General features: G+C 70.2%; 19 protein-coding genes. 4 read left to right on the top strand and 15 right to left on the bottom strand.

Going from position 1 to position 20,659, the window contains the following annotated elements:
• Nucleotide 1: 1 nt before the first annotated feature.
• From HD597_RS07905 to HD597_RS07880, 6 genes are all read right to left on the bottom strand, one after another.
• Nucleotides 2-433, bottom strand: coding sequence for a protease inhibitor I42 family protein (locus HD597_RS07905; RefSeq protein WP_253741078.1), 432 nt, complete (start codon nucleotides 431-433; stop codon nucleotides 2-4).
• A complete protein-coding gene (locus tag HD597_RS07900) occupies nucleotides 430-1,380 on the bottom strand; it encodes a YihY/virulence factor BrkB family protein (RefSeq protein ID WP_253741077.1) in 951 nt (316 codons plus the stop codon). The genes HD597_RS07905 and HD597_RS07900 overlap by 4 nt, the downstream gene beginning before the upstream one ends.
• A 3-nt stretch (nucleotides 1,381-1,383) precedes the next feature.
• On the bottom strand, nucleotides 1,384-2,049 hold the full coding sequence (locus tag HD597_RS07895) for a DUF3618 domain-containing protein (RefSeq protein ID WP_253741076.1): 666 nt from the start codon (nucleotides 2,047-2,049) through the stop codon (nucleotides 1,384-1,386).
• Complete coding sequence (locus HD597_RS07890; RefSeq protein ID WP_253741075.1) at nucleotides 2,046-2,426, bottom strand: phage holin family protein; 381 nt, start codon at nucleotides 2,424-2,426, stop codon at nucleotides 2,046-2,048. The genes HD597_RS07895 and HD597_RS07890 overlap by 4 nt, the downstream gene beginning before the upstream one ends.
• Nucleotides 2,427-2,496: 70 nt before the next feature.
• On the bottom strand, nucleotides 2,497-2,670 hold the full coding sequence (locus HD597_RS07885) for a hypothetical protein (RefSeq protein ID WP_253741074.1): 174 nt from the start codon (nucleotides 2,668-2,670) through the stop codon (nucleotides 2,497-2,499).
• 58 nt (nucleotides 2,671-2,728) lie between these two features.
• The gene (locus tag HD597_RS07880) at nucleotides 2,729-3,478 is read right to left on the bottom strand and encodes a methyltransferase domain-containing protein (RefSeq protein ID WP_253741073.1); all 750 of its coding nucleotides are present in this window, start codon (nucleotides 3,476-3,478) and stop codon (nucleotides 2,729-2,731) included.
• An 81-nt stretch (nucleotides 3,479-3,559) separates the two neighbouring features.
• Here HD597_RS07880 and HD597_RS07875 point away from each other — a divergent pair, with 81 nt between their 5' ends.
• Together HD597_RS07875 and HD597_RS07870 are read left to right on the top strand one after the other, a co-directional pair.
• On the top strand, nucleotides 3,560-6,928 hold the full coding sequence (locus HD597_RS07875) for an SNF2-related protein (RefSeq protein WP_372513362.1): 3,369 nt from the start codon (nucleotides 3,560-3,562) through the stop codon (nucleotides 6,926-6,928).
• Complete coding sequence (locus HD597_RS07870; RefSeq protein ID WP_253741072.1) at nucleotides 6,928-7,764, top strand: SWIM zinc finger family protein; 837 nt, start codon at nucleotides 6,928-6,930, stop codon at nucleotides 7,762-7,764. Before HD597_RS07875 ends, HD597_RS07870 begins: the two co-directional genes overlap by 1 nt.
• Before the next feature lie 126 nt (nucleotides 7,765-7,890).
• Here HD597_RS07870 and HD597_RS07865 read toward each other — a convergent pair whose 3' ends face one another.
• The 8 genes from HD597_RS07865 to ctaD form a co-directional block, all read right to left on the bottom strand.
• A complete protein-coding gene (locus tag HD597_RS07865) occupies nucleotides 7,891-8,829 on the bottom strand; it encodes a diacylglycerol/lipid kinase family protein (RefSeq protein WP_253741071.1) in 939 nt (312 codons plus the stop codon).
• Between the two features lie 99 nt (nucleotides 8,830-8,928).
• Nucleotides 8,929-11,673, bottom strand: coding sequence for an immune inhibitor A domain-containing protein (locus HD597_RS07860; protein ID WP_253741070.1), 2,745 nt, complete (start codon nucleotides 11,671-11,673; stop codon nucleotides 8,929-8,931).
• Between the two features lie 122 nt (nucleotides 11,674-11,795).
• The gene (gene frdD, locus HD597_RS07855) at nucleotides 11,796-12,137 is read right to left on the bottom strand and encodes a fumarate reductase subunit FrdD (protein WP_253741069.1); all 342 of its coding nucleotides are present in this window, start codon (nucleotides 12,135-12,137) and stop codon (nucleotides 11,796-11,798) included.
• Nucleotides 12,134-12,565, bottom strand: coding sequence for a succinate dehydrogenase/fumarate reductase transmembrane subunit (locus HD597_RS07850; RefSeq protein WP_253741068.1), 432 nt, complete (start codon nucleotides 12,563-12,565; stop codon nucleotides 12,134-12,136). The genes frdD and HD597_RS07850 overlap by 4 nt, the downstream gene beginning before the upstream one ends.
• Nucleotides 12,566-12,614: 49 nt before the next feature.
• Complete coding sequence (sdhB, locus tag HD597_RS07845) at nucleotides 12,615-13,376, bottom strand: succinate dehydrogenase iron-sulfur subunit (protein ID WP_253741067.1); 762 nt, start codon at nucleotides 13,374-13,376, stop codon at nucleotides 12,615-12,617.
• Complete coding sequence (gene frdA, locus HD597_RS07840; RefSeq protein WP_253741066.1) at nucleotides 13,369-15,102, bottom strand: fumarate reductase (quinol) flavoprotein subunit; 1,734 nt, start codon at nucleotides 15,100-15,102, stop codon at nucleotides 13,369-13,371. The genes sdhB and frdA overlap by 8 nt, the downstream gene beginning before the upstream one ends.
• Nucleotides 15,103-15,107: 5 nt before the next feature.
• A complete protein-coding gene (locus HD597_RS07835; RefSeq protein ID WP_253741065.1) occupies nucleotides 15,108-15,341 on the bottom strand; it encodes a hypothetical protein in 234 nt (77 codons plus the stop codon).
• Between the two features lie 40 nt (nucleotides 15,342-15,381).
• Entirely contained in the window at nucleotides 15,382-17,097 is a 1,716-nt protein-coding gene (ctaD, locus tag HD597_RS07830) for an aa3-type cytochrome oxidase subunit I (RefSeq protein WP_253741064.1), read from the bottom strand.
• 191 nt (nucleotides 17,098-17,288) lie between these two features.
• Here ctaD and HD597_RS07825 point away from each other — a divergent pair, with 191 nt between their 5' ends.
• Nucleotides 17,289-18,500 (top strand): aspartate aminotransferase type Ic, encoded by a 1,212-nt coding sequence (locus HD597_RS07825; protein ID WP_253741063.1) that lies wholly within the window; start codon nucleotides 17,289-17,291, stop codon nucleotides 18,498-18,500.
• Between the two features lie 21 nt (nucleotides 18,501-18,521).
• On the opposite strand, the gene HD597_RS07820 is transcribed toward HD597_RS07825, so the two are convergent.
• Nucleotides 18,522-19,079 (bottom strand): hypothetical protein, encoded by a 558-nt coding sequence (locus tag HD597_RS07820; RefSeq protein WP_253741062.1) that lies wholly within the window; start codon nucleotides 19,077-19,079, stop codon nucleotides 18,522-18,524.
• Between the two features lie 76 nt (nucleotides 19,080-19,155).
• On the opposite strand from HD597_RS07820, the gene HD597_RS07815 reads away from it, so the two are divergent.
• On the top strand, nucleotides 19,156-20,517 hold the full coding sequence (locus HD597_RS07815) for an FAD-binding oxidoreductase (protein WP_253741061.1): 1,362 nt from the start codon (nucleotides 19,156-19,158) through the stop codon (nucleotides 20,515-20,517).
• Nucleotides 20,518-20,659: the final 142 nt, after the last annotated feature.

The raw sequence follows: 20,659 nt of genomic DNA, 5'->3' as shown, positions 1-20,659 counted from the left end.
CCTAACGCGGGACGACGGTCACGGCGAAGACCGCTTCTCCTGACTGCTGCCTGCTCTCCTCCGTGGCGGGCGTCGCGGCCTGCCCGCACCGCCAGCAGTCGAACAGCCTGATCTCGGTCGTGCCCGGCAGCTTGCCGTTGAACACGAAGTACGTCGTGCGCCCTGACCCCGGCCCGCCGCCCTCGCCCTGGTGCTCCTCGCTGATGAACGAGGCCACCTTCGCGTCGGGCAGCTCCACCAGCTCCCAGCTGTCGCCCACCGACGGATTGTCGGTGACGGCCAGCGAGAACCGCTGCCCGGAGTGCACCTCGACCTGCACGGTCGCGCCCTTGGAGCCCTTGACCACCTTGCCGTAGTCGCTCACCGCGGACCCGGCGCCGCACCCTGCCACCAGGAGGGCGAGCAGGGCTGCGGCTGATGTCCTGCGTATCACTCCGGCAGGTTATCGGGCTCGGGCGGATCCCTCGGCACCGCGTACGGCTCCCGCTCGGCCGGCTGCCCTTCGGCGATCTTGCGCTGCCTGACCAGCTCGGCGTCCAGCTCGGCGCCGAGCAGCAGCACCATGTTCGACAACCACAACCAGACGAGGAACACCACGACCGCCGCGAGCGTCCCGTACGTCCGGTCGTAGGAGGCGAAGTAGGCCGCGTACAGGGCGAAGCCGCCCGAGACGAGCACCCACAGCACCACCGCCAGTAGCCCGCCCGGCGTGAGCCAGCGCACGCCGGGCTGCCGGACGTTGGGCGCCGCCCAGTACAGCACCATGATCATGCCCGCGGCGACCAGGGCGAGCACCGGCCATTTGAGCACGTTCCAGGCGGTGACCATCGCGTCGTCCACGCCCAGCGCAGCGCCCACGGTCTCGGCCAGTTGCCCGGTCAGCGTGACCGCGACCGCCCCTACCGCGAGCAGCACGGTGGTCAGGATCGTCAGGGCGAGCCTGAGCGGGGTGATCTTCCAGAACGGGCGCCCCTCCTCGATGTCGTAGATCACGTTGCCGGCCCTGATGAAGGCGCCGATGTAGCCCGAGGCGGACCACAGGGCGATCACGAGCCCGGCCGCGGCCACGACGCTCGCCGCGTAGTCCGTGCCCTCGACCGCCCGCACGCCCTGTTCGATCACGCTGCGCACCTCGGCGGGCGCCACCGCCAGCAGGCTGCCCACGACCGCGGCCGCGTCCTGCCTGCCCAGCAGGCGGAACAGGGACACCAGCACGATCAGGGCGGGGAAGATGGACAGCACGGCGTAGTACGTCAGCCCTGCCGCCAGGTCCTGGAGACGATCGTTGCGGAACTCCGCGATCGTCCGCCGTAACACGTGCCACCACGCCCTGCGCGGCAGCTCGGCCGGATGGTCGGGGACAGCCTGGGGGGAAGGCATGCGCTACTTGGCCGCCCTGCGTCGCCTCATCATGCGGCGCAGCACGAACGCGGTCACCGCGCCGATGGCCGCGATCAGCACCACGGGCCGCTTCCTCGCCTCGGCTGCGGCGTCCTTGACCTGGTCGGGCGTGTGGTCGCGGACCTTGCCCGCCACCTCGGTGGCCTTGCCCCTGACGGTCTCCGCCGCGTCGGCGGCCCGATCCTTGGCCACCTCCGCCGCGTGCCCGGCCCGATCCTTGGCCACCTCAGCCGCGTGCCCGGCCTTGTCCTTGGCCACCTCAGCCGCGTGCCCCGCGCGGCCCTTCACGTCGGCCTTGGCCGCGAGCTGGCTGACGGTCTCGCCCATCTCTCTTCGGGTCTCCTCTATGTTCTTGCGCACGGCGTCCTCATCCTCCTCTTCGTCTTCCCCGCGCGCCCCGCGCATGGACTCCTCCTCGGTCCGGAGGTGCTCGGCGGCCTCCGACCGCTCGTCCTGAATGGGGGCTTCGGGGATGAAGGTCTCGTGGTCCTGCCTGGCCACCTCGGCCTGTCGCGCGTTCTCCGCCGCACCGGGCCTGGTGGGAGGGACGTTGATGGATTCGCGCTCCGTCGGCGTGCCCACGGTCGCTCTGCGGGCGCCGACGTCACCGGCGTGCTGCTCGCTGTATCCGGGGTCGGTCTCGCTCATCGCCGTGCCCTCTCCTTGACCATGTCGATGTCGGCCTTGACGCTCGCGATGGCCTCCTCGGGGACCGGCGGCGTGGCCCGTTTGACCTCGTTCTTGCCGAACAGCCCGAGCAGGGCGGAGACGATGAACAGCGCTCCCGCCACGATGGCGGCGGCCGCCCACCCGGGCAGTACCAGAGCGAGGAGCATGACGACGGCGGCCACCAGCGTGGCGCCGCCGAAGAACGCGGCCATCCCGGCCGCGCCGAACAGGCCCGCGCCGAATCCGGCGCGCTTGCCCTTCTCCGTGAGCTCCATCCTGGCCAGGCGAAGCTCATCCTTCACGAGCCTGGTGACCTGCTCGGAGAGATCGTTGACCAGTTTGTGGGTGTCGTTCACGATGTTCGCCTCCTCCGCTGAGGAAGGCGACTACCCAGACAAATGGCCTTCTATCACGCGCAAAAAGCGCTCAGCGGCGCTTCTTCGCCGCCGTCCTCAGCAGGAAGCCGAGCACGGAGACCACAGGGTCCTTCTGGACCTCGCACCAGTTGTCGGGCTTCTTCGGCTTGCTCCACGGGGAGGGGAGCTCGCACGAGGGAGCCTGCGGCTTCGGCCGCTCACACCACGATCCTGGACGCTCCATACCTCGATCCTACGTCCTCGGGCGGCGGCACGACAGACGAGATATGTCGTCATTGCCGTCAGGCAGTGGACTGGCAGATGAGATGCGTCAGGGCCGCCACCGCCCGGTAAGGGTCGGTACGCCCCGCCCGCTCCTCCGCCGCCAGCAGCTCGTCGAGATCATCGGGCACGGCCGCCCCGTCGGGCGCCACGTCCGTGAACACCCGCACCCCGTACCACTGCCGCACCACCAGCCCATGACCGGCCAGCCGCCGCGTCAGCTCGTCGCGCCGGTCGGCCCTGGCCGTCACGCCGACCCTGTTGGGGTAGTACACCTCGTCGAAGGCCCGCAGCGCCCCCGCCCAGTCACCCAGCAGCCCCGCCCGCATGGCCAGCGCGTCACCGTTGCGCACGAGCAGCGACAACACGCCGCCGGGCGCCAGCATGCCCGCCAGACCGGCCAGCAGCGGGCCCGGGTCGTCGAAGTACATCAGCACGCCGTGGCACAGGACCGCGTCGAACCCTCCCGGCTCGAACAGCTCCCCCAGCCGCTCCGCCTCCGCCTGCACGGTCCTGACGCGCATGCCCGGCTGGATCCCCGCCTCCAGGATGCCGAGCAGCTCGCGGGAGGCGTCCAGCGCGGTCACGTGGTGACCTCTGGCCGCCATCCTGAGGGCCTGCGTGCCCTGCCCGGAGCCGACGTCGAGGATGCGGCAGGGCGTCGCCGGAAGGTGCCCGGCGAGCTGGCGGGTGACGAGCTCCTGGCGTACGACGTCGCGCAGCGTGCCGAGCCGCTCCCGCCACCTGCCCTCGGCCCCCGAGAACCTCATGCTCCCGACCTTAACCGCCGCCCGTCCACAGGCTCCAGACGGCCTGCCCCGATCTTCCGCCGGTCCGGGTAACCTGCCGGGGTGCTGGTACACGGGGTATGGACGACGGACGGGCTCGCCTTCTGGGCCGAGTCCACCACCGCCGACCCCACCCCCGTCGCCCCCGCACCCGCCGCCCCCGCACCCGCCGCCTCGGGGCGTGCACGTCCGGCGGCCGGCGCGCCGCGTCCCCACCCGTTCGCCGCCCCCGCTGCCGCCCTCGCCGCCGCCCTCGGCCTCAACGCCCCACCGCCGGCCGGGACGGGCACCCCGCCGCCCATGCCTGAGCGCGGTGCCGAACTCGCCGCGCCCGAGCGCCGTGCCGAGCCACGTGGTTCCGGGCGCGTCACCGAGCCGCGGGTGCTGGAGCTGCTTCTGCCCGGATCGGCTCAGGAGCCGCTGCCCTCGCCCGAGACCGGGCGCATGGCCGAGGTCGCGCGGCCGAGACTGCGGTTGTGGCAGGTCCCGGCCCTCGTCCCGCCCGCCGCCGACGCCTTGCCCGTCCTTGCCGAGCACACCGGCACCGCCACCGCGCGCCACTGGGCCGCCGTCGCCGCCTTCGCCCACGACCTGGTACGACGGGGCCGCGTGATCCCGCAGCTCGTGCCGCTCACCGTCGAAGAGCGCGAGCACGCGGCGAGCACGCCGGCCGACACCGCCAGGACCACGCGGGCGAGCTCCCAGGGCGACCCCATGGCCATGTGGGCGGTCCCCCAGGACAACGCGAGGGCCGTGTGGCGGCCGGTCCTGACGGGGGCCGATGCCGCCTACTTCCGTGAGCTGGCGCTGGCCATGCCGCCCGCCTGCCGTACGTCCTCGGTCGAACGCCCTTCCACGGACGTCCAGCGCGAGGCCCTGGAGGCGTTCACCGACGCCGTCGTCCGCCGCACGCTCACCGAGCCCCTGCTCGCCAGGCCGCCCAAGACCCTCCAGGAGCGCTGGCTGGCCGCGCTCACCGGCGACGGCACGATCTGCCCTGACGTGCCGGAGCTCCGCCGCGAGCTGGAGAGGTGGCACGAGGCGGTGACCACCTCCGAGGGCGCGACGCGGGTGTGCTTCCGCCTGCTGGAGCCCACCGGCACCAGCGCCGATGCCGGGGCCGGGGACAATCCCGAGGCCGATGCCGATGCCGATCCCAGTGTCAGGGCCGATGCCGGGGTCGGCGCTGGGGCCGGGGCCGACGACTGGCGGGTGGAGCTGGCGTTGCAGGCCGCTGACGACCCCAGCCTCTACGTCCCGGCCGCCCAAATCTGGGGCGGCGTGACGGGGCTGCCGGGCAAGCCGGAACGGGAGCTGCTCACCGGCCTCGGCCGGGCGGTGCGGCTGTACCCGGAGCTGGACCGGGCGCTGCGCGTGCCGGCGCCGAGCGAGCTGGCGCTGGACACGGCCGGCGCGTTCGGGTTCCTGCGGCAGGCCGCGCCGCTGCTGCAGGCGGCCGGGTTCGGGGTGCAGCTCCCGCGGTGGGCGGGCCGTACGCGGCTGGGCCTGAAACTGACCACCCGCACCAGGAAGCAGCAGTCGGCGGCGGCCGGCCAGGGCTTCGGCATGCGGGAGCTGGTCGACTTCCGGGTGGACCTGGCGGTGGGCGACGAGACGATCAGCGAGGAGGAGCTGGCCGAGCTGGCCAGGCTCAAGGTGCCGCTGGTCCGGGTGCGCGGCCAGTGGGTGGAGCTGGACGACAGGCAGCTCAAGGCGGCGCTCAGGGCGGTGGAGGGCATCCGCGCGGGCGAGGCCAGCGCCGCCGACATCCTGCGGCAGGTCGTGCGGAGCGACGACGAGGAGCTGCCGCTGCTGGAGATCGACGCCGACGGGGTGCTGGGCGACCTGCTGTCCGGGCAGGCCGAGCGGCGGCTCACCCCGCTGGCCACCCCGGCGGGCCTGGACGCCACGCTGCGGCCGTACCAGGAGCGGGGGCTGGCGTGGCTGAGCTTCCTGTCGGAGCTGGGACTGGGCGGGGTGCTGGCCGACGACATGGGGCTGGGCAAGACGATCACCACGCTGGCGCTGCTCGTACACGAACGTGCCACAGCCCTGACACCCTCGCACGAGCACGCCGCCGACGCGAGGCCCGCGCACGAGCACGCCACCGACCCGGCACCCGCGCACGAAGGCGCTGCCGTCCCCACCACGGGCGTGCACCAACGGGCCATCGCCCCGACGCTGCTCGTGTGCCCGATGTCGCTGATCGGCAACTGGCAGCGTGAGGCGGCCAGGTTCGCGCCGGGCCTGCGGGTGTACGTGCACCACGGCAGCGGGCGCGACGCGGCCGGGATCGAGCACGCCGACCTGGTGATCACCACCTACGGCACCGCCCACCGCGACCTGAAGACCCTGGAGCAGTACGCCTGGCGCAGGGTCGTGTGCGACGAGGCCCAGGCGATCAAGAACAGCGGCACGCTGCAGGCCCAGGCCGTGCGGGCCATCCCCACAGGCACCCGGCTGGCGCTGACGGGCACCCCGGTGGAGAACCACCTGGCCGAGCTCTGGTCGATCATGGAGTTCGCCAACCCCGGCCTGCTGGGGCCGCGTTCGCGGTTCAGGACCCGTTTCCAGGAGCCGATCGAGGCCCGCCAGGACGAGCAGGCGGCCACGGCGCTCAAGCGGGCGACGGGCCCGTTCATCCTGCGCCGCCTCAAGACCGACAAGTCGATCATCACGGACCTGCCGGAGAAGCTGGAGGTCAAGGAGTGGTGCCCGCTCACGACCGAGCAGGCCACGCTCTACCAGGCGGTCGTGGACGACATGCTGGCCAAGATCGACAGCAGTGAGGGCATCGAGCGGCGCGGCCTGGTGCTGTCGGCCATGGCCAAGCTCAAGCAGGTCTGCAACCACCCGGCCCACCTGCTGAAGGACGGCTCCCGCCTGGCCGGCAGGTCCGGCAAGCTCGCCCGGCTGGAGCAGCTGGCGGAGGAGATCCTGGCGGAGGGCGAGAAGGCCCTGCTGTTCACGCAGTACGCCGAGTTCGGCGCCATGCTGCAGCCCTACCTGGCCCAGCGGCTCGACCGCCCGGTGTTGTGGCTGCACGGCGGCCTGCCGAAGAAGACGCGCGACCGGCTGGTCGACCGTTTCCAGCACGATCCCGAGCCGACGCTGTTCGTGCTCTCGCTGAAGGCCGCCGGGGTCGGGCTCAACCTGACCGCCGCCAACCACGTCGTGCACGTGGACCGGTGGTGGAACCCCGCCGTGGAGGACCAGGCCACCGACCGCGCGTTCCGGATCGGGCAGCGCAAGAACGTCCAGGTGCGCAAGCTCATCTGCGCCGGCACCCTGGAGGAGCGCGTGGACCAGATGATCGAGCGCAAGAAGGCGCTGGCCGAGCGGGTCGTCGGCACAGGCGAGGAGTGGCTGACCGACCTGTCCACCGAGGAGCTGCGCGAGGTGTTCCGCCTGACGGCCGAGGGGGTGGGCTGATGCCAAGAAGGAAGGCCGGCGAGCCCGGACAGGCCCAGCGGAAGGCCGACGGGCCCGGACAAGTCCGGAATGCCTGGTTCGAGGCGGGCGAGCCGATCAGGGTCGAAGGCGGTCTCAAGGCGCGGTCGCAGCGCGGCAGCATCGGCTCCGCCTGGTGGTCGCGGCGGTTCATCGACATCCTGGAGCGCATCTGCGACAAGGGCCGTCTCTCGCGCGGCCGGGCCTACGCCCGCAAGGGCCAGGTGCTGACCATCGACCTGTCCCCCGGCGAGGTCACGGCCGCCGTGCAGGGGTCGCGGCCCGACCCGTACGAGGTCGTGATCAGGATCGAGGCGTACGGCGAGACACGCTGGGCCGCCATCGAGGAGGAGATCGCGGCGCAGGCCGTCTACCGGGCCAGGCTGCTGGCGGGCGAGATGCCGGCGGAGATCGAGGAGCTGTTCGCCGCGATGGGCGTCGACCTGTTCCCGCGCGACCTGGACATGGACTGCTCGTGCCCCGACTGGGGTTTCCCCTGCAAGCACCTGTCGGCGGTGCTCTACCTGCTGGCCGAGTCGTTCGACGACGACCCGTTCCTGGTGCTGGCCTGGCGCGGGCGCACCAGGGAGCAGCTGCTCGGCTCGCTGGCCGACGAGCCGGCGATGGACCCGCTGCGGGTGGCGGACGTGCCGTTCGCGGACCGGCTGGCCGACTTCTACGCGCCGGGAGCCACGGCGCACCGGCCCGAGCGCCGTCCCGCTGCCGCCGCCCCCGACCTGCTCCTGCGGGTCTTCCCGCCGCCCGGCGATCTGGAGCGCGCGCTCACCCCGGCGTACAAGGGGCTGGCCCAGGCGTGAAAGCGCACGCCCCCTCTCGCACTTCCTGCCCGTGACGTACAGCGACTACTCGATTACGGTGAGTAGAGGAAGCCGTGACTAGGGAAGGGCGAGAACATGGGATTTTCCTGGACGTGAGCCGCTGACTCAGCGGTCCTCGAAGGCTGCGGGCACCATGACGCGCACTCCGTTCGGGACCACGCGGAGCCTGATCGGGGTGCGCAGCCGCACCTCGCCGTCCACGTCGGCGGCCATCGGCGGGTCGGTCTCCAGCAGCATCTCCCTGCCCACCACGAACGGCCCGCCCGCCAGGCTGCGCCAGCGGCCGGTCGTGGCCCGCAGCAGCGTCTCGCCGAGCAGCCGCAGCTTCTTGCCCGAGCCGAGCTGGTAGGCCACCAGCATGCCGTTGTCGATGCTGATGTCCCTGGCCACCTGCCAGCCGCCGTGGAACCGGCCGTTGGCGATGTTGAGCTGGTGGGTGAGCAGCTCGTGCCGCTGCCCCTCCACCGTGATGTACGCGCGGAACGCCCGGTGGTTCGGCAGGATCGTCAGCGCGGTGAGCGGGTAGGCGGGGCGGCCCACGATGCGCTTGAGCCACGGCTTGACCTTGCCGGCCACCTCGACGGAGACGCCGAAGCTGGCCAGGTTCGCGAACGGCCGGTCGTCGGCCATGCCGAGGTCGATGTCGGCCACCTTGCCGGTGGCGAACACCCTGATCGCCCCCGCCAGGTCGAGCGGCAGGCCGAGGCTGCGCGCGAAGTTGTTGGTGGTGCCCAGCGGCAGCACGCCGAGCGCCACGTCGCGGTGGGCGACGTGGCGCACGGCGGTGGACAGGGTGCCGTCGCCACCGCCGACGATGAGCAGGTCGGGGTCGGTGGCCAGGGCGGTGTCGAGCAGGTCGCGCAGCTTCTTGGTGTTGTAGACCGACAGCTCCGCCAGCGGCTCGAACCCGAGGTTGTGGATCTGCTCGATCACCTCGAAGTAGTGACGGCGGCCGCGGCGCGAGCGAGTGTTCACCACCACCGCGACCCGGCGATCCCGCCGGATCGCCTCGGTGTGCTCATCTTTGGTGCGCAGTTCGCTCATGGTCATCAATCGTAGGTGCAAAGACTCGCGACCTGAGATCGATCGCTGGACGCGACCGATCATAGGGGGCCCCGGGGTTACCGGTGGCCCCCTGGATGATTACTTCTTCGGGGGCACGACGTGAACGATCGCGCCCAGGTTCCCGGGCAGCGGGCTCACGAGCTTGAACTGCACGCCCAGCGCCTTGCCCTCGTCACCGGGGTTGCCGGTGCCGAGGACGGAGCCGGCGGCCACCTGGCCGTACAGCTCGGTGGCCGGGGTGCCGTCCTGGTGCACCACGCGGGTGGTGTAGGTCTGGTCGCCCTTCGACGGCACGACCACCGAGGCGTCGGCGTCCCGGTAGTACAGGCCGCCGTCGATCACCTCGAGACCCGGGTACCAGGTCTTCGCGTCGGTGAAGGTGGAGACGCCCTTCTGCGCGGGGATGTCCGTGCAGTACTCGCTGAACGGCTCGTCCGCCGCCTCCAGGCACTCCTTGAACGGGTAGGTCTTGCCGAACCCGAACGCGGCGTTGGAGGTCTGCACCCGTCCCTGCAGGTTCTTCTGCAGCGTCGGGTCCTTCTCGGCCGCGACGCCGGTGCGGCGCAGCGGCTCGAAGTGGGAGTCCACGACGAGCAGGCTGCCCTTCGGGCCGAGGCTCGGCGGCTGCCTGAGGGTGTCGCCGACGTTGTTGTTGATGTAGGTCGAGTCGCGGTACCAGACGAGCAGGCCCGGCGCGTTGTACTTCACCTTCTGCACCTTCCACGCCCCGTCACGGAGGTAGTCGGTGTCGTAGGTGTACTGCAGGCCCTTGTCGAAGCCGTCGAAGTTGCGCCACTCGGCGAGGTAGAAGCGCTCGATCTGGCGCTCGCCGTTGTTGCGGGTCCAGCCCGTGCCGCTGGTGTTGGTGAACGTGCCGTGCAGGGGCTTCCAGCCCGTGTCGGTCTCGACGTCGTCGCTCCACACGGCGGTGCCGCCGTTGGTGAGCTCGAAGTCGTCCACGTGCCAGCCGCGCATCTGGTAGGCGGCGTCGGTGTTGTACGTCAGCCGCAGCTTGATCGTCTGCCCGGCGAACGGCGTCAGGTTCACGTAGTCGTGCCGCCAGGCGCCGCCGGTGTCACCGGTGAGGCCGTACTTCTTGTTGCCGAAGGTCTTGAGGTTCTTGTACGGGTCCGGGTAGTCGTCCGGCGTGGTGACCTCGTTGCCGGCCTCGTCGTAGACCTTCTGCTGGGTCCACGTCTCGCCGCCGTCGGTCGAGACCTCGACGAAGCCGAAGTCCCAGTCCTGCTCGATCTCGTAGTTGTTCCACATCCACAGCTTGAGATCGGTGCCGGCGGGGACGGGCAGGTCGCGCTGCAGGCTGAGGTTGGCCCAGTCCTGGTCGAGGCCGCTCCACCAGGCGTTCGAGCCGCTGTGCACGTCGATCATCTTCAGCGGCGTGGAGGCCAGGTTGACCCGGACGCCGTCCTGGGTGAGCTTGGGCGTGCGGGAGGTCTGGCCGACGGTGACGAGCCTGGCGGCGTCACCGGGGTTGAACGTCTTCGGGTTGGCCCAGCCGAGCACCCACTTGTCCCACAGACCCATGTGGGTCGGCATGGACTGGAAGATCGGGCCGGAGTGGGAGCCGCTGGACATCAGGTCCCAGAAGTCCACGGCGGAGCTGGCCGCGCCGGAGGTGTCGTACAGGTCGGGCAGGCCCAGGTCGTGGCCGTACTCGTGGGCGAAGACGCCGACGCCGGAGTCCTCGGGCTGCACGATGTAGTTGGAGATCTTCTTGTCGGTGCCGGGGATCTTGTAGCCGCCGGCCACCGCGCTGGAGTGGGCCCAGATGGCGTACGTGCCCTGGGCGCCGCCGTCGGAGGACTTGTCCTTGCCGGCGTGCACGAGCACGAGGTGGTCGATCACGCCGTCGGGCTCGGCGAAGTTGCCGTCACCGTCGGCGTCGGAGATGTCCTCGACGTCGTAGTCGGCCCACGGGAAGTCCGGCTGGGCCTGGGCCAGCGAGTTCACCGTGTCGATCGGGAGCTGCTGGGCGCCGAGCGGGTTGTCGGGGTGACCCGACATGTCCTGGGGCGGGTTGCCGCAGGCGGCGGCGCCGTACCAGGCCTCGGAGTGCGGGACCTTGATCCAGCCGACGGCCGAGCCGGTGACGGAGTAGGCGCCCTTGGACATCTCCTCGTACATCTTCTTCATCGTGAAGCCGGAGATGTCGATGCCGGGCTTGCCGTCGCGCGGGTCCTTCAGGTCCTTGCGCACGCGCTCGGTGATGCCCTTGTCGGTGTAGAGCATCTTGTTGAAGTGGTCGGTGCTGAAGTCCTTGACCCAGAAGGAGTTGTTGTCCTTGTGCGGCAGCGTGGCCGGGTCGGGGATCTGGTTGTGCAGCGGGCCGTTCAGCAGCGTGCCCGGCGGCTCGACGACGCAGTCGTCCGCCCCGCTCTGGGTGCTGCGCAGCCGGTTGAACCCGGAGAAGTCGTCGTTGGCCTGCTCGTTGAACTCGACGAGGACGGTCAGGAGCTTGGCCGTGCGGGTCTGCTTGGTGTTCTTGAAGATCCATTCAGCGGGGTTGCGGCCGGTCCTGATGGCCTGGTCCTCGCGGGCGGCGAGAATGCGGCCGGTGACCGGGTTTCCGCTGTTGAACTTCCTGTCGAACTTCTGCGCCGGAGTGAGCGAGCGGGACCTCGCGTCGTCGAGCGTCGGCTCCTTGGTGTCCTCGGGGACCGCCGGGGGAGCGTAGTTGATGTAGTAGTCCGCGGCCGTGGGCTGGTAGTTCGCGACGGACGTCGCGGCTGCCGGCGGCGTGGACAGGGCGGCGCCAAGAAGGGCGACCGCCGGGATCGTTGCTAACAGGCGCTTAGAACGTGGCACCAGGAACCCTCTCTGCCCGGGATCGCCGGGCGCATGGCCATAGGGTGTGCAATGCCGGACGCTAAGGGGTGCGTCAACCGAACGTAAAGTACGTTGTTGAAACGTGATCAAACTACGACATTTCAGAACATCAACATCACTGCGGCGATCCCGCCCGCAATAGCCCCGCCGTAACACATCACTGCCACCAGCAGGTCGAACCTGGCGATGCCGAGCAGTTCCTCACTGGTGTGCCGGATCCGGTGCGCGGCGTGGAAGAGGCACAGCACGACCACCACGACCAGCGCGAGCCGTACGAGCACGCCGTCCAGCAGCCCGCGCAGGTGCTCGGCGGTGGGCCAGTCGACGATCCCGAGCGGCATGAGCACCCCGAACAGCAGCACGAGCACCGGCACCACCAGCGCCGCCACCACTCCCCCGCCGCTGAACAGCAGCCACAGGTACGGCTCCAGCGTCCGCCTCACCGGAACCCCCTCAGCACGAAGAACGCGATGACCGCGGAGACGAGCAGCCACAACGAGTGGTTGCCGCCCTGGATCATCCACGCGGGCAGCCGGTAGCCGTCCAGGCGCACCACCGTGGCCTTGGGCGCGAGGTTGAGGAACGTGACCGAGTGGAACGCGGCCGCGGCCAGCGCGACCACGTTGATCGCGATCATCCATGGCTGCGCGGCCAGCGCCGCGAACCCCTCCAGGGTTCCGTCGAGCACCGCGGCGACCAGCATCAGCAGGAACACCATCGACCAGGCCACGAACACGCTGGTCAGCTCGCGCAACACGAAGATCGTGTAGTTGCGGCTGCGGGCGAACCAGAGGTTGTCCCGCCGGGGCCGGTAGGCGGCCGACGTGGTCCGTACGGCGGCGCTCGGCGTCACCTTGTCACGCGCCTTCACCGCTCGCTCCCCATCACCGCTCGCTCCCCGTTCACCGCTCGCTCCCCGTTCACCGTCTGCTCCACGGCAGCACCGAGCGCAGGGCCGCGGTCAGCTTGTAACGCTGGATCGCCTCGGCCGGGTCCACGTGCTTGGGACAGACCCGGGTGCACTCGCCGACGAACGTGCACCCCCACACCGCGTCGTCCTGGCTGAGCACGTCGAACCGGTCGCCCATGTCGCGCGAGTCCAGGTTGTAGCGCTGGGCCAGCGCGATGGCCGCCGGGCCGAGGAAGTCGGGGTCGAGCACGTAGACCGGGCAGGCCGAGTAACACAGCAGGCAGTTGATGCACATGCTGTACTGCTTGTACGCCTCCAGCTGCTCGGGAGTCTGGGCGTACTCGGCGGTCAGCGGCAGGTCCTCGCCCTCCCTGATCAGCCAGGGCCGCACGGACGACAGCTTGGCCAGGAAGTCGTCGATGTCCACCACCAGGTCCCTGATCACCGGGAACCCCTTCAGCGGCTCGATCCGCACCGGCCCCTCGCCGTACTCGGTGAGGAAGGTGCCGCAGGTCAGCCGGGCCTCGCCGTTGACGGTCATGCCGCACGAGCCGCACACGCCCATCCGGCACGACCAGCGGTAGGACAGGCTGCCGTCGAGCTGGTCCTTGATGTGGTTGAGGCCGTCGAGCACGGCCCAGTCGCTCATGAGCGGCACGTCGTAGCCCTGGAACACCGGCTCGGCGTCCTGCCCTGGACGATACCTGGCCACTTCCATCCGGATCGTCCGGGTGCCCGCCGCCTGCCGTACCGCTTGCGTCGTGTCAGTCACGGCCGTAAACCCTTTCTCCCGGAGGCCAGCGGGTGATCGTCACGGGCAGCAGGCCGACCGACGGCGTGCCGTCGGGCGCGCGGTGCACCAGCGAGTGCGCCAGGAACGCCTCGTCGTCCCTGGCGGAGAAGTCGGTGCGCTGGTGCGCGCCGCGCGACTCCTGCCTGTTCAGCGCGCAGGCCACGACCGTCTGCGCGATCTCCAGCATGCTGTGCAGCTCCTGCAGGTTGATCAGCTCGGTGTTGAAGGCGGTGCTGGTGTCGTCGACGCGCGCCTCCTCGGCCCGCTCGCGCAGGTCCGCGAGCGTGTCCACGGCCTTGGCCAGCTCGTCGCCCGTGCGGTAGATGCCGGCGGCTCCTTCGAGCGTGTGCTGCATCTGCTCGCGCAGGTCGGCGATCCGCTCACCGTGTCTGCTGCCCTCGCGCGCCCGCTCCAACCGCCGCCGCTCGTCGCCGCCCTGGCTCCGCACGGCGGGCGGCTCGGCGTCGCGGTGCTCCCTGGCGAAGGCGGCCGCCGCGATGCCCGCCCGGCGGCCGAAGACGAGGATCTCGGGCAGCGAGTTGGAGCCGAGCCGGTTGGCGCCGTTGATGCTCACGCAGGCCGTCTCCCCGGCCGCGAACAGCCCGGCGATCGGGGTGGCGCCGTCGAGGTCGGTGTGGACGCCGCCCATCATGTAGTGCACGACCGGGCGCACCGGGATGAGGTCGGTGGCCGGGTCCAGGTTCTGGTAGCTGCGGCACAGCTCGCGCACGAACGGGATGCGGGCGTCGATCTTGCCTTCGCCGAGGTGGCGCAGGTCCAGGTAGACGACGGGCCCGTACGGGGTGTCCACGGTGCGGCCCTTGTGCTGCTCGTGCACGAACGCCTGCGACAGCCGGTCGCGCGGGCCCAGCTCCATGCTGCGCAGCTTCGGGGTGGGCGTGGGCTTGCCCAGGTCGTAGTCCTGGAGGTAGCGGTAGCCGTCCTTGTTGATCAGCCAGCCGCCCTCCGCCCTGGCCGCCTCGGTGATGAGGATGCCGGTGAACGGCAGGCCGGTGGGGTGGTACTGAACGAACTCCATGTCCTTCAGCGGCGCGCCCTCCCGGTAGGCCAGGGCCATGCCGTCGCCGGTCTTGATGGCGGCGTTGGTGGTGAAGGGGAAGACCTTGCCGCAGCCGCCGGTGGCCAGGATGACGGTCCGGGCCGGGATGGTCTCGATGCGGCCGGTCCTGATCTCCACGGCCACGACCCCGTGGACGCGGCCGTCGTCGACGACGAGCTTGGTGACGAACCACTCGTCGTACCTGATGACGTCCTGATATTTCAGGGTCGTCTGGAAGAGCGTGTGCAGCAGGTGGAAGCCCGTCTTGTCGGCGGCGTACCACGTGCGCATCTTCTTCATGCCGCCGAACGGCCGCACCGCCACGCGGCCGTCGCTCTCGCGGCTCCACGGGCAGCCCCAGTGCTCCAGCTGGATCAGCTCCCTGGGCGCCTCGGCCACGAACGCCTCCACCGCGTCCTGGTCGCAGAGCCAGTCGCCGCCGGAGATCGTGTCGTAGCAGTGCTCGTCGAGCGTGTCGCCGGCGCCGATCACCGCGGCGGCGCCGCCCTCGGCGGAGACGGTGTGGCTGCGCATCGGATAGACCTTCGACACGACCGCCACCTTCAGCGAAGGATCCGTCTCGGCGACCGCGACAGCCGCCCGCAGCCCGGCTCCGCCTCCCCCGACGATGAGCACATCGATCATTTACGTCACTTCCCGTGGTCGGGTTGTATCGGGTCCTTCACCCGCTTGCCGTCGTGGCGGATGGCCGACAGGTGGATGCTGCCGTCGTGGTACTCGTGCCGGATGCGGCGGCAGCCGCAGTCGAAGAACTGGTCGCGGATGACCAGGCCGTAGCCGTCGTCGTCGACGAGGCGATCACCTCCGGACTTCTTCCCGCAGGGGGCCGTCTCGGGGTCGAAGGGAATCTTCGTGCCTGTCATCGCCGATCTCCCTAGATAGGCGAAACATCATGGAGGAGGGTCAGCCGGGTGCGTCATGGCGCGGCGGCACCTCCGGGGTGCCCGCCTCGCCTGTCTCCGGCTTCCCGTCGGGCTTCTCATCGAGCTTCTCGTGCGGGTAGTGCAGGTCGAAGGCCGGCCGTTCGGAGCGGATCGGCGGCATGAAGGTGAAGTTGTGGCGCGGCGGCGGGCAGCTCGTCGCCCACTCCAGGGAGTTGCCGTAGCCCCACGGGTCGTCGAGCGTGACCTTGGGCGCGTGCCTGGCGGTCTTCCAGACGTTGTAGAGGAACGGCAGCGTCGAGGCGCCCAGCAGGAACGCGCCGACCGAGGAGACCTGGTTGAGCGCGGTGAAGCCGTCGGCCACGCCGTAGTCGGCGTAGCGCCTGGGCATGCCGAGCTGCCCGAGCACGTGCTGGATGAGGAACGTGGTGTGGAAGCCGATGAACAGCGTCCAGAAGTGCACCTTGCCGAGCCGGTCGTCGAGCATGCGGCCGGTCATCTTCGGCCACCAGAAGTAGAACCCGGCGAACATGGCGAAGACGACGGTGCCGAAGACCACGTAGTGGAAGTGCGCGACGACGAAGTAGGTGTCGGTGATGTGGAAGTCGAGCGGCGGCGAGGCCAGGATGATCCCGGTGAGCCCGCCGAGCAGGAACGTCACCAGGAAGCCCACGGCGAACAACATGGGCGACTCGAACGTCAGGTGCCCGCGCCACATCGTGCCGATCCAGTTGAAGAACTTCACCCCGGTGGGCACCGCGATGAGGAACGTCATGAACGAGAAGAACGGCAGCAGCACCTGCCCGGTGGGGAACATGTGGTGCGCCCACACCGTCATCGACAGCCCGGCGATCGCGATCGTGGCCCCGACCAGGCTCATGTAGCCGAAGATCGGCTTACGGCTGAAGACCGGGATGACCTCGGTGATGATCCCGAAGAACGGCAGCGCGATGATGTAGACCTCGGGATGGCCGAAGAACCAGAACAGGTGCTGCCAGAGCATCGGCCCGCCGTTGTCGGCCAGGAAGACCTGGGTGCCGAGCTTGCGGTCCGACTCCAGCACCAGCAGCGCCGCGGCCAGCACGGGGAAGGCCATCAGCACGAGCATGCTGGTCAGCAGCACGTTCCAGGTGAACAGCGGCATCCGGAACATCGTCATGCCGGGCGCCCGCATGCCGATGATCGTGGTGATGAAGTTGACCGCGCCGAGGATCGTACCGAGGCCCGACAGGGCCAGGCCCATGATCCACAGGTCCGCGCCGACCTGCGGCGAGTAGATCGACGACGCCAGCGGCGTGTACGCGAACCAGCCGAAGTCGGCCGCCCCGCCCGGCGTGAAGAACCCGGCGAGCACCATCAGCCCGCCGAACAGGAACAGCCAGTACGCCACCGCGTTCAGCCGCGGGAAGGCCACGTCGGGCGCGCCGATCTGCAGCGGCATCACCACGTTCGCGAACCCGGCGAACAGCGGGGTGGCGAACAGCAGCAGCATCACCGTGCCGTGGATGGTGAACAGCTGGTTGTACTGCTGCTGGCTGACGACCTGCATGCCGGGCGTGGCGAGCTCGGCCCTGATGAACATGGCCATGACGCCGGCGACGAGGAAGAACCCGAACGAGGTGATCAGGTAGAGGTACCCGATGACCTTGTGGTCGGTCGTCGACAGCCAGGATGCGATGACGGTCCCGGTGCGACGGCGCCTGACCTGCTCGATCGAGGTCTCTCGAACGGTCGTCACGGCTGCTCCCTCCGACGCGGAGTTGTGCCTGCCCCGATCTACCCATTCCACGCCAACGATCGCCGCTCGGCTAGGCGTTCTTTGTTATTCGCCCGCGAAAGCTTTGACCCCGCCCGGTCCACATTCCGGATACTTACCGGCCTACCTGGTGACATCTTCTATCCTTCGTAGGCCACACAGAATCGGAGGAGATGCTCGTGACCGCCCAGAGTGACTACGCCGACCTCGTCCAGCGAGGGCTCTCGCTCGACCTCACCCGGGGAAAGCCGTCGCCGCGCCAGCTCGACCTCTCTGACGATCTGCTGAAACTGCCCACGACGTACAAGGCGGCCGACGGCACCGACGGCCGCAACTACGGCAACCTGCAGGGCCTGGCCGAGCTGCGCGAGTTGTTCGCGCCGCTGGTGCGGGTGCCGGCGGAGCAGCTCGTCGTCGGGGGCAACTCCAGCCTGGCCATGATGCACGACACCGTGGTGCACGCGCTGCTCACCCCGGTGCCGGGCGCCGCGCGCCGGTGGGTCGAGGAGCCGGAGATCACGTTCCTGTGCCCCGTCCCCGGTTATGACCGGCATTTCACCATCTGCGAGCGGTTCGGGATCAAGATGGTCCCCGTCCCGATGAACGCGGACGGCCCCGACATGGACGTGGTCGAGCGCCTGGTGGCCGAGGACGCGAGCGTCAAGGGCATGTGGTGCGTGCCGAAGTACAGCAACCCGTCCGGCATCACCTACAGCGACGAGACCGTGCGCAGGCTGGCCGCCATGCCGACGGCCGCGCCCGACTTCCGGATCTTCTGGGACAACGCGTACGCGGTGCACCACCTCACCGACACCCCCGACGAGCTGGCCGACCTGCTCGCGCTGGCCGCCGGGCACGGCAACGCCGACCGGGTGTTCGTCTACGCCTCGACCTCGAAGGTGACGCTGGCCGGCTCCGGCGTCTCGTTCTTCGGCGGCTCGCCGGCGAACGTGAAGTGGTTCCTGCACAACACCTCGAAGCAGTCCATCGGCCCCGACAAGATCAACCAGCTCCGTCACGTGGAGTTCCTGCGTGACGGCGCCGGCGTGGCCGCGCACATGCGCAAGCACGCCGAGCTGATCGGGCCGAAGTTCGAGCTGGTCGACAAGGTGCTGAGCGAGCGGCTCGGCGACCTGGCCACCTGGACGAGCCCGCGGGGCGGCTACTTCATCAGCCTGGAGGTGCCGCACGCCGCCGAGGTGGTGGCCAAGGCCAAGGCGGCGGGCATCGCGCTGACCCCCGCCGGCGCCACGCACCCGTACGGCAAGGACCCCGACGACCGCACGATCAGGATCGCGCCGACCTACCCGGACCTGGAGGAGCTGGAGCAGGCCATCCACGGCCTGGCCGTCTGCGTCCGCCTGGTGGCCGAAGAGCAGGCCTGACCGTCCCGGCCCTCGCCCTCCTCAGGGGCGGGGGCCGCCGCCGTTCCTGAAGCCGAAGATGTACTCGCGCGTCTCGCTCGGATGGAACGTCACGCCCACGCCCGGCTCGAAGACGACGTTGTCGCGGGCGCAGTAGTACAGCCCCTCCCACACGGCCAGGGCCTTCTCCCTGGCCGGGGCCTCCAGCGTGTCGCGCTTGCGGGCGCCGTGCGCGCCGAGCACGTTCAGCAGGCCGAAGCCCCAGAACAGGCCCGTCAGGCAGAACGGCGCCAGCAGCACCTCGCCCCAGTTCGGGTCCTGCCCCATGGCGATCACCAGTGACACGACGAGATGCACCAGGGCCGCGACCAGCAGCAGCACGTACCCCTGGTTCCTGGCCCAGGGCGTGTAGTGGCGGCTGGGGAACGACAGCCACACCGCGAGCTGCGTGCGGCTCATGACGTGCTTCGACGCGCCCAGCGCCGCCTGGGTGGGCAGGTCCGCGACCTCCCGCGTGCCCGGTAACCTGACCCGCCCGATCTTGTACGTGGTGCCGGCGGCCACCGCTCCGGGAACCGCGACAACCTGGTCAGTCTCCAAACACACCGGGCACCCGACTTTCACCCGGGCAGTCTGGCCTTAAGGAACGCAAGGCGCAAACCATAGGGTGCATAGTGTGAGACCGATTGATGCCCTGGTGGACGCTCTGTCCGAAGCCCGCGTTCTGACCGACCCCGATGTGATCGACTCCTACGCCCGCGACCGCACGTTCCTGGAGCCCGGCAAGCCGCTCGGCGTCGTGCTCGCCACCTCCCGCGACGACGTGGTGACCACCATGAAGTGGGCCACCGAGCACCGGGTGCCGGTGGTGCCGCGCGGCGGCGGCACCGGCCTGGCGGGCGCGTCGGTGGCCGGCGACGGCTCGGTGATCCTCTCGCTGGCCAGGATGACCGCGATCAGGGAGCTCTCCCCCGCCGACGAGATCGCCGTCGTCGAGCCCGGCGTCATCACCGCCGACCTGGACAAGGCCGCCAGGGAGCACGGGCTGATGTACGCGCCGGACCCGTCGTCGTACGAGATCTCCACCATCGGCGGCAACCTGGCCACCAACGCCGGCGGGCTGCGCTGCGTGAAGTACGGCGTGACCAGGGACTCGGCGCTCGGCCTCGAGGTCGTGCTGGCCGACGGCCGGGTGCTGAACACCGGGCGGCGCACGATGAAGGGCGTCACGGGCTACGACCTGACCGGGCTGTTCGTCGGCTCGGAAGGCACGCTCGGCGTGATCACCGCCGCCACGGTGCGGCTGCGGCGCGCGCCCGCCACGCCGCCCGCGACGTTCGCGGCCGACTTCTCCTCGCTGCGGGACGCCGGAGCGGCCGTGTCGGCGATCATGGCGGCCGGCTGCCAGCCGTCCCTGATGGAGCTGCTCGACCGGGCCACGCTGCAGGCCATCGACGAGTGGCGCAACATCGGCCTCGAACCCGGCACGCAGGCCATGCTCATCGGCCAGTCCGACGCCGCCGACAGCCAGGCCGCCGTGGAGCGCATGGAGCGCATCTGCACCGAGAACGGCGCCTCGTTCGTCGCCGTCTCGTCGAGCCCGCAGGAGGCCGACGAGCTGATCGGGCTGCGGCGGCTGGCGTACGGGGCCAAGGAGCGCCAGGGCGCGTGCCTGGTGGAGGACGTGTGCGTGCCGCGGTCCGCGCTGGCCGAGATGATCGGCCGGATCGAGGCGGCGGCGGTGCGGCACGGCGTGCGGATCGCCACCGTGGCGCACGCCGGCGACGGCAACCTGCACCCGGTCTTCATCTTCGAGCACGGCACCGTGGAGCCGCCGCCGGAGGTGTGGGCCGCGGCGGACGAGGTCTTCAAGGACGCGCTGGAGCTCGGCGGCACGCTCACCGGGGAGCACGGCGTGGGGCTGCTGAAGCGGCGCTGGCTGGAGCTGGAGTCCGGGCCCGTCGCGGGCGAGCTGCAGCGGGGGATCAAGGCCGTGTTCGACCCCCTCGGTCTGCTCAATCCCGGCAAGGCGATCTGACGTCCGACGATTGGATCTTGCCTTCACCAAGCCGTGACCTTGGGCGTTTCGGCGCACACGACCTGCGACGGAAGCCTGACTTTCTTCGTCAAAACATGAAACTTCTGATAGGTCCGGCAGACGTCCCAAGGGTCTCGCTGGT

It is taken from the genome of Nonomuraea thailandensis (genome assembly GCF_024172165.1).
Classification (GTDB): domain Bacteria; phylum Actinomycetota; class Actinomycetes; order Streptosporangiales; family Streptosporangiaceae; genus Nonomuraea; species Nonomuraea thailandensis.
This window is presented reverse-complemented; position numbering and strand designations above follow the sequence as displayed.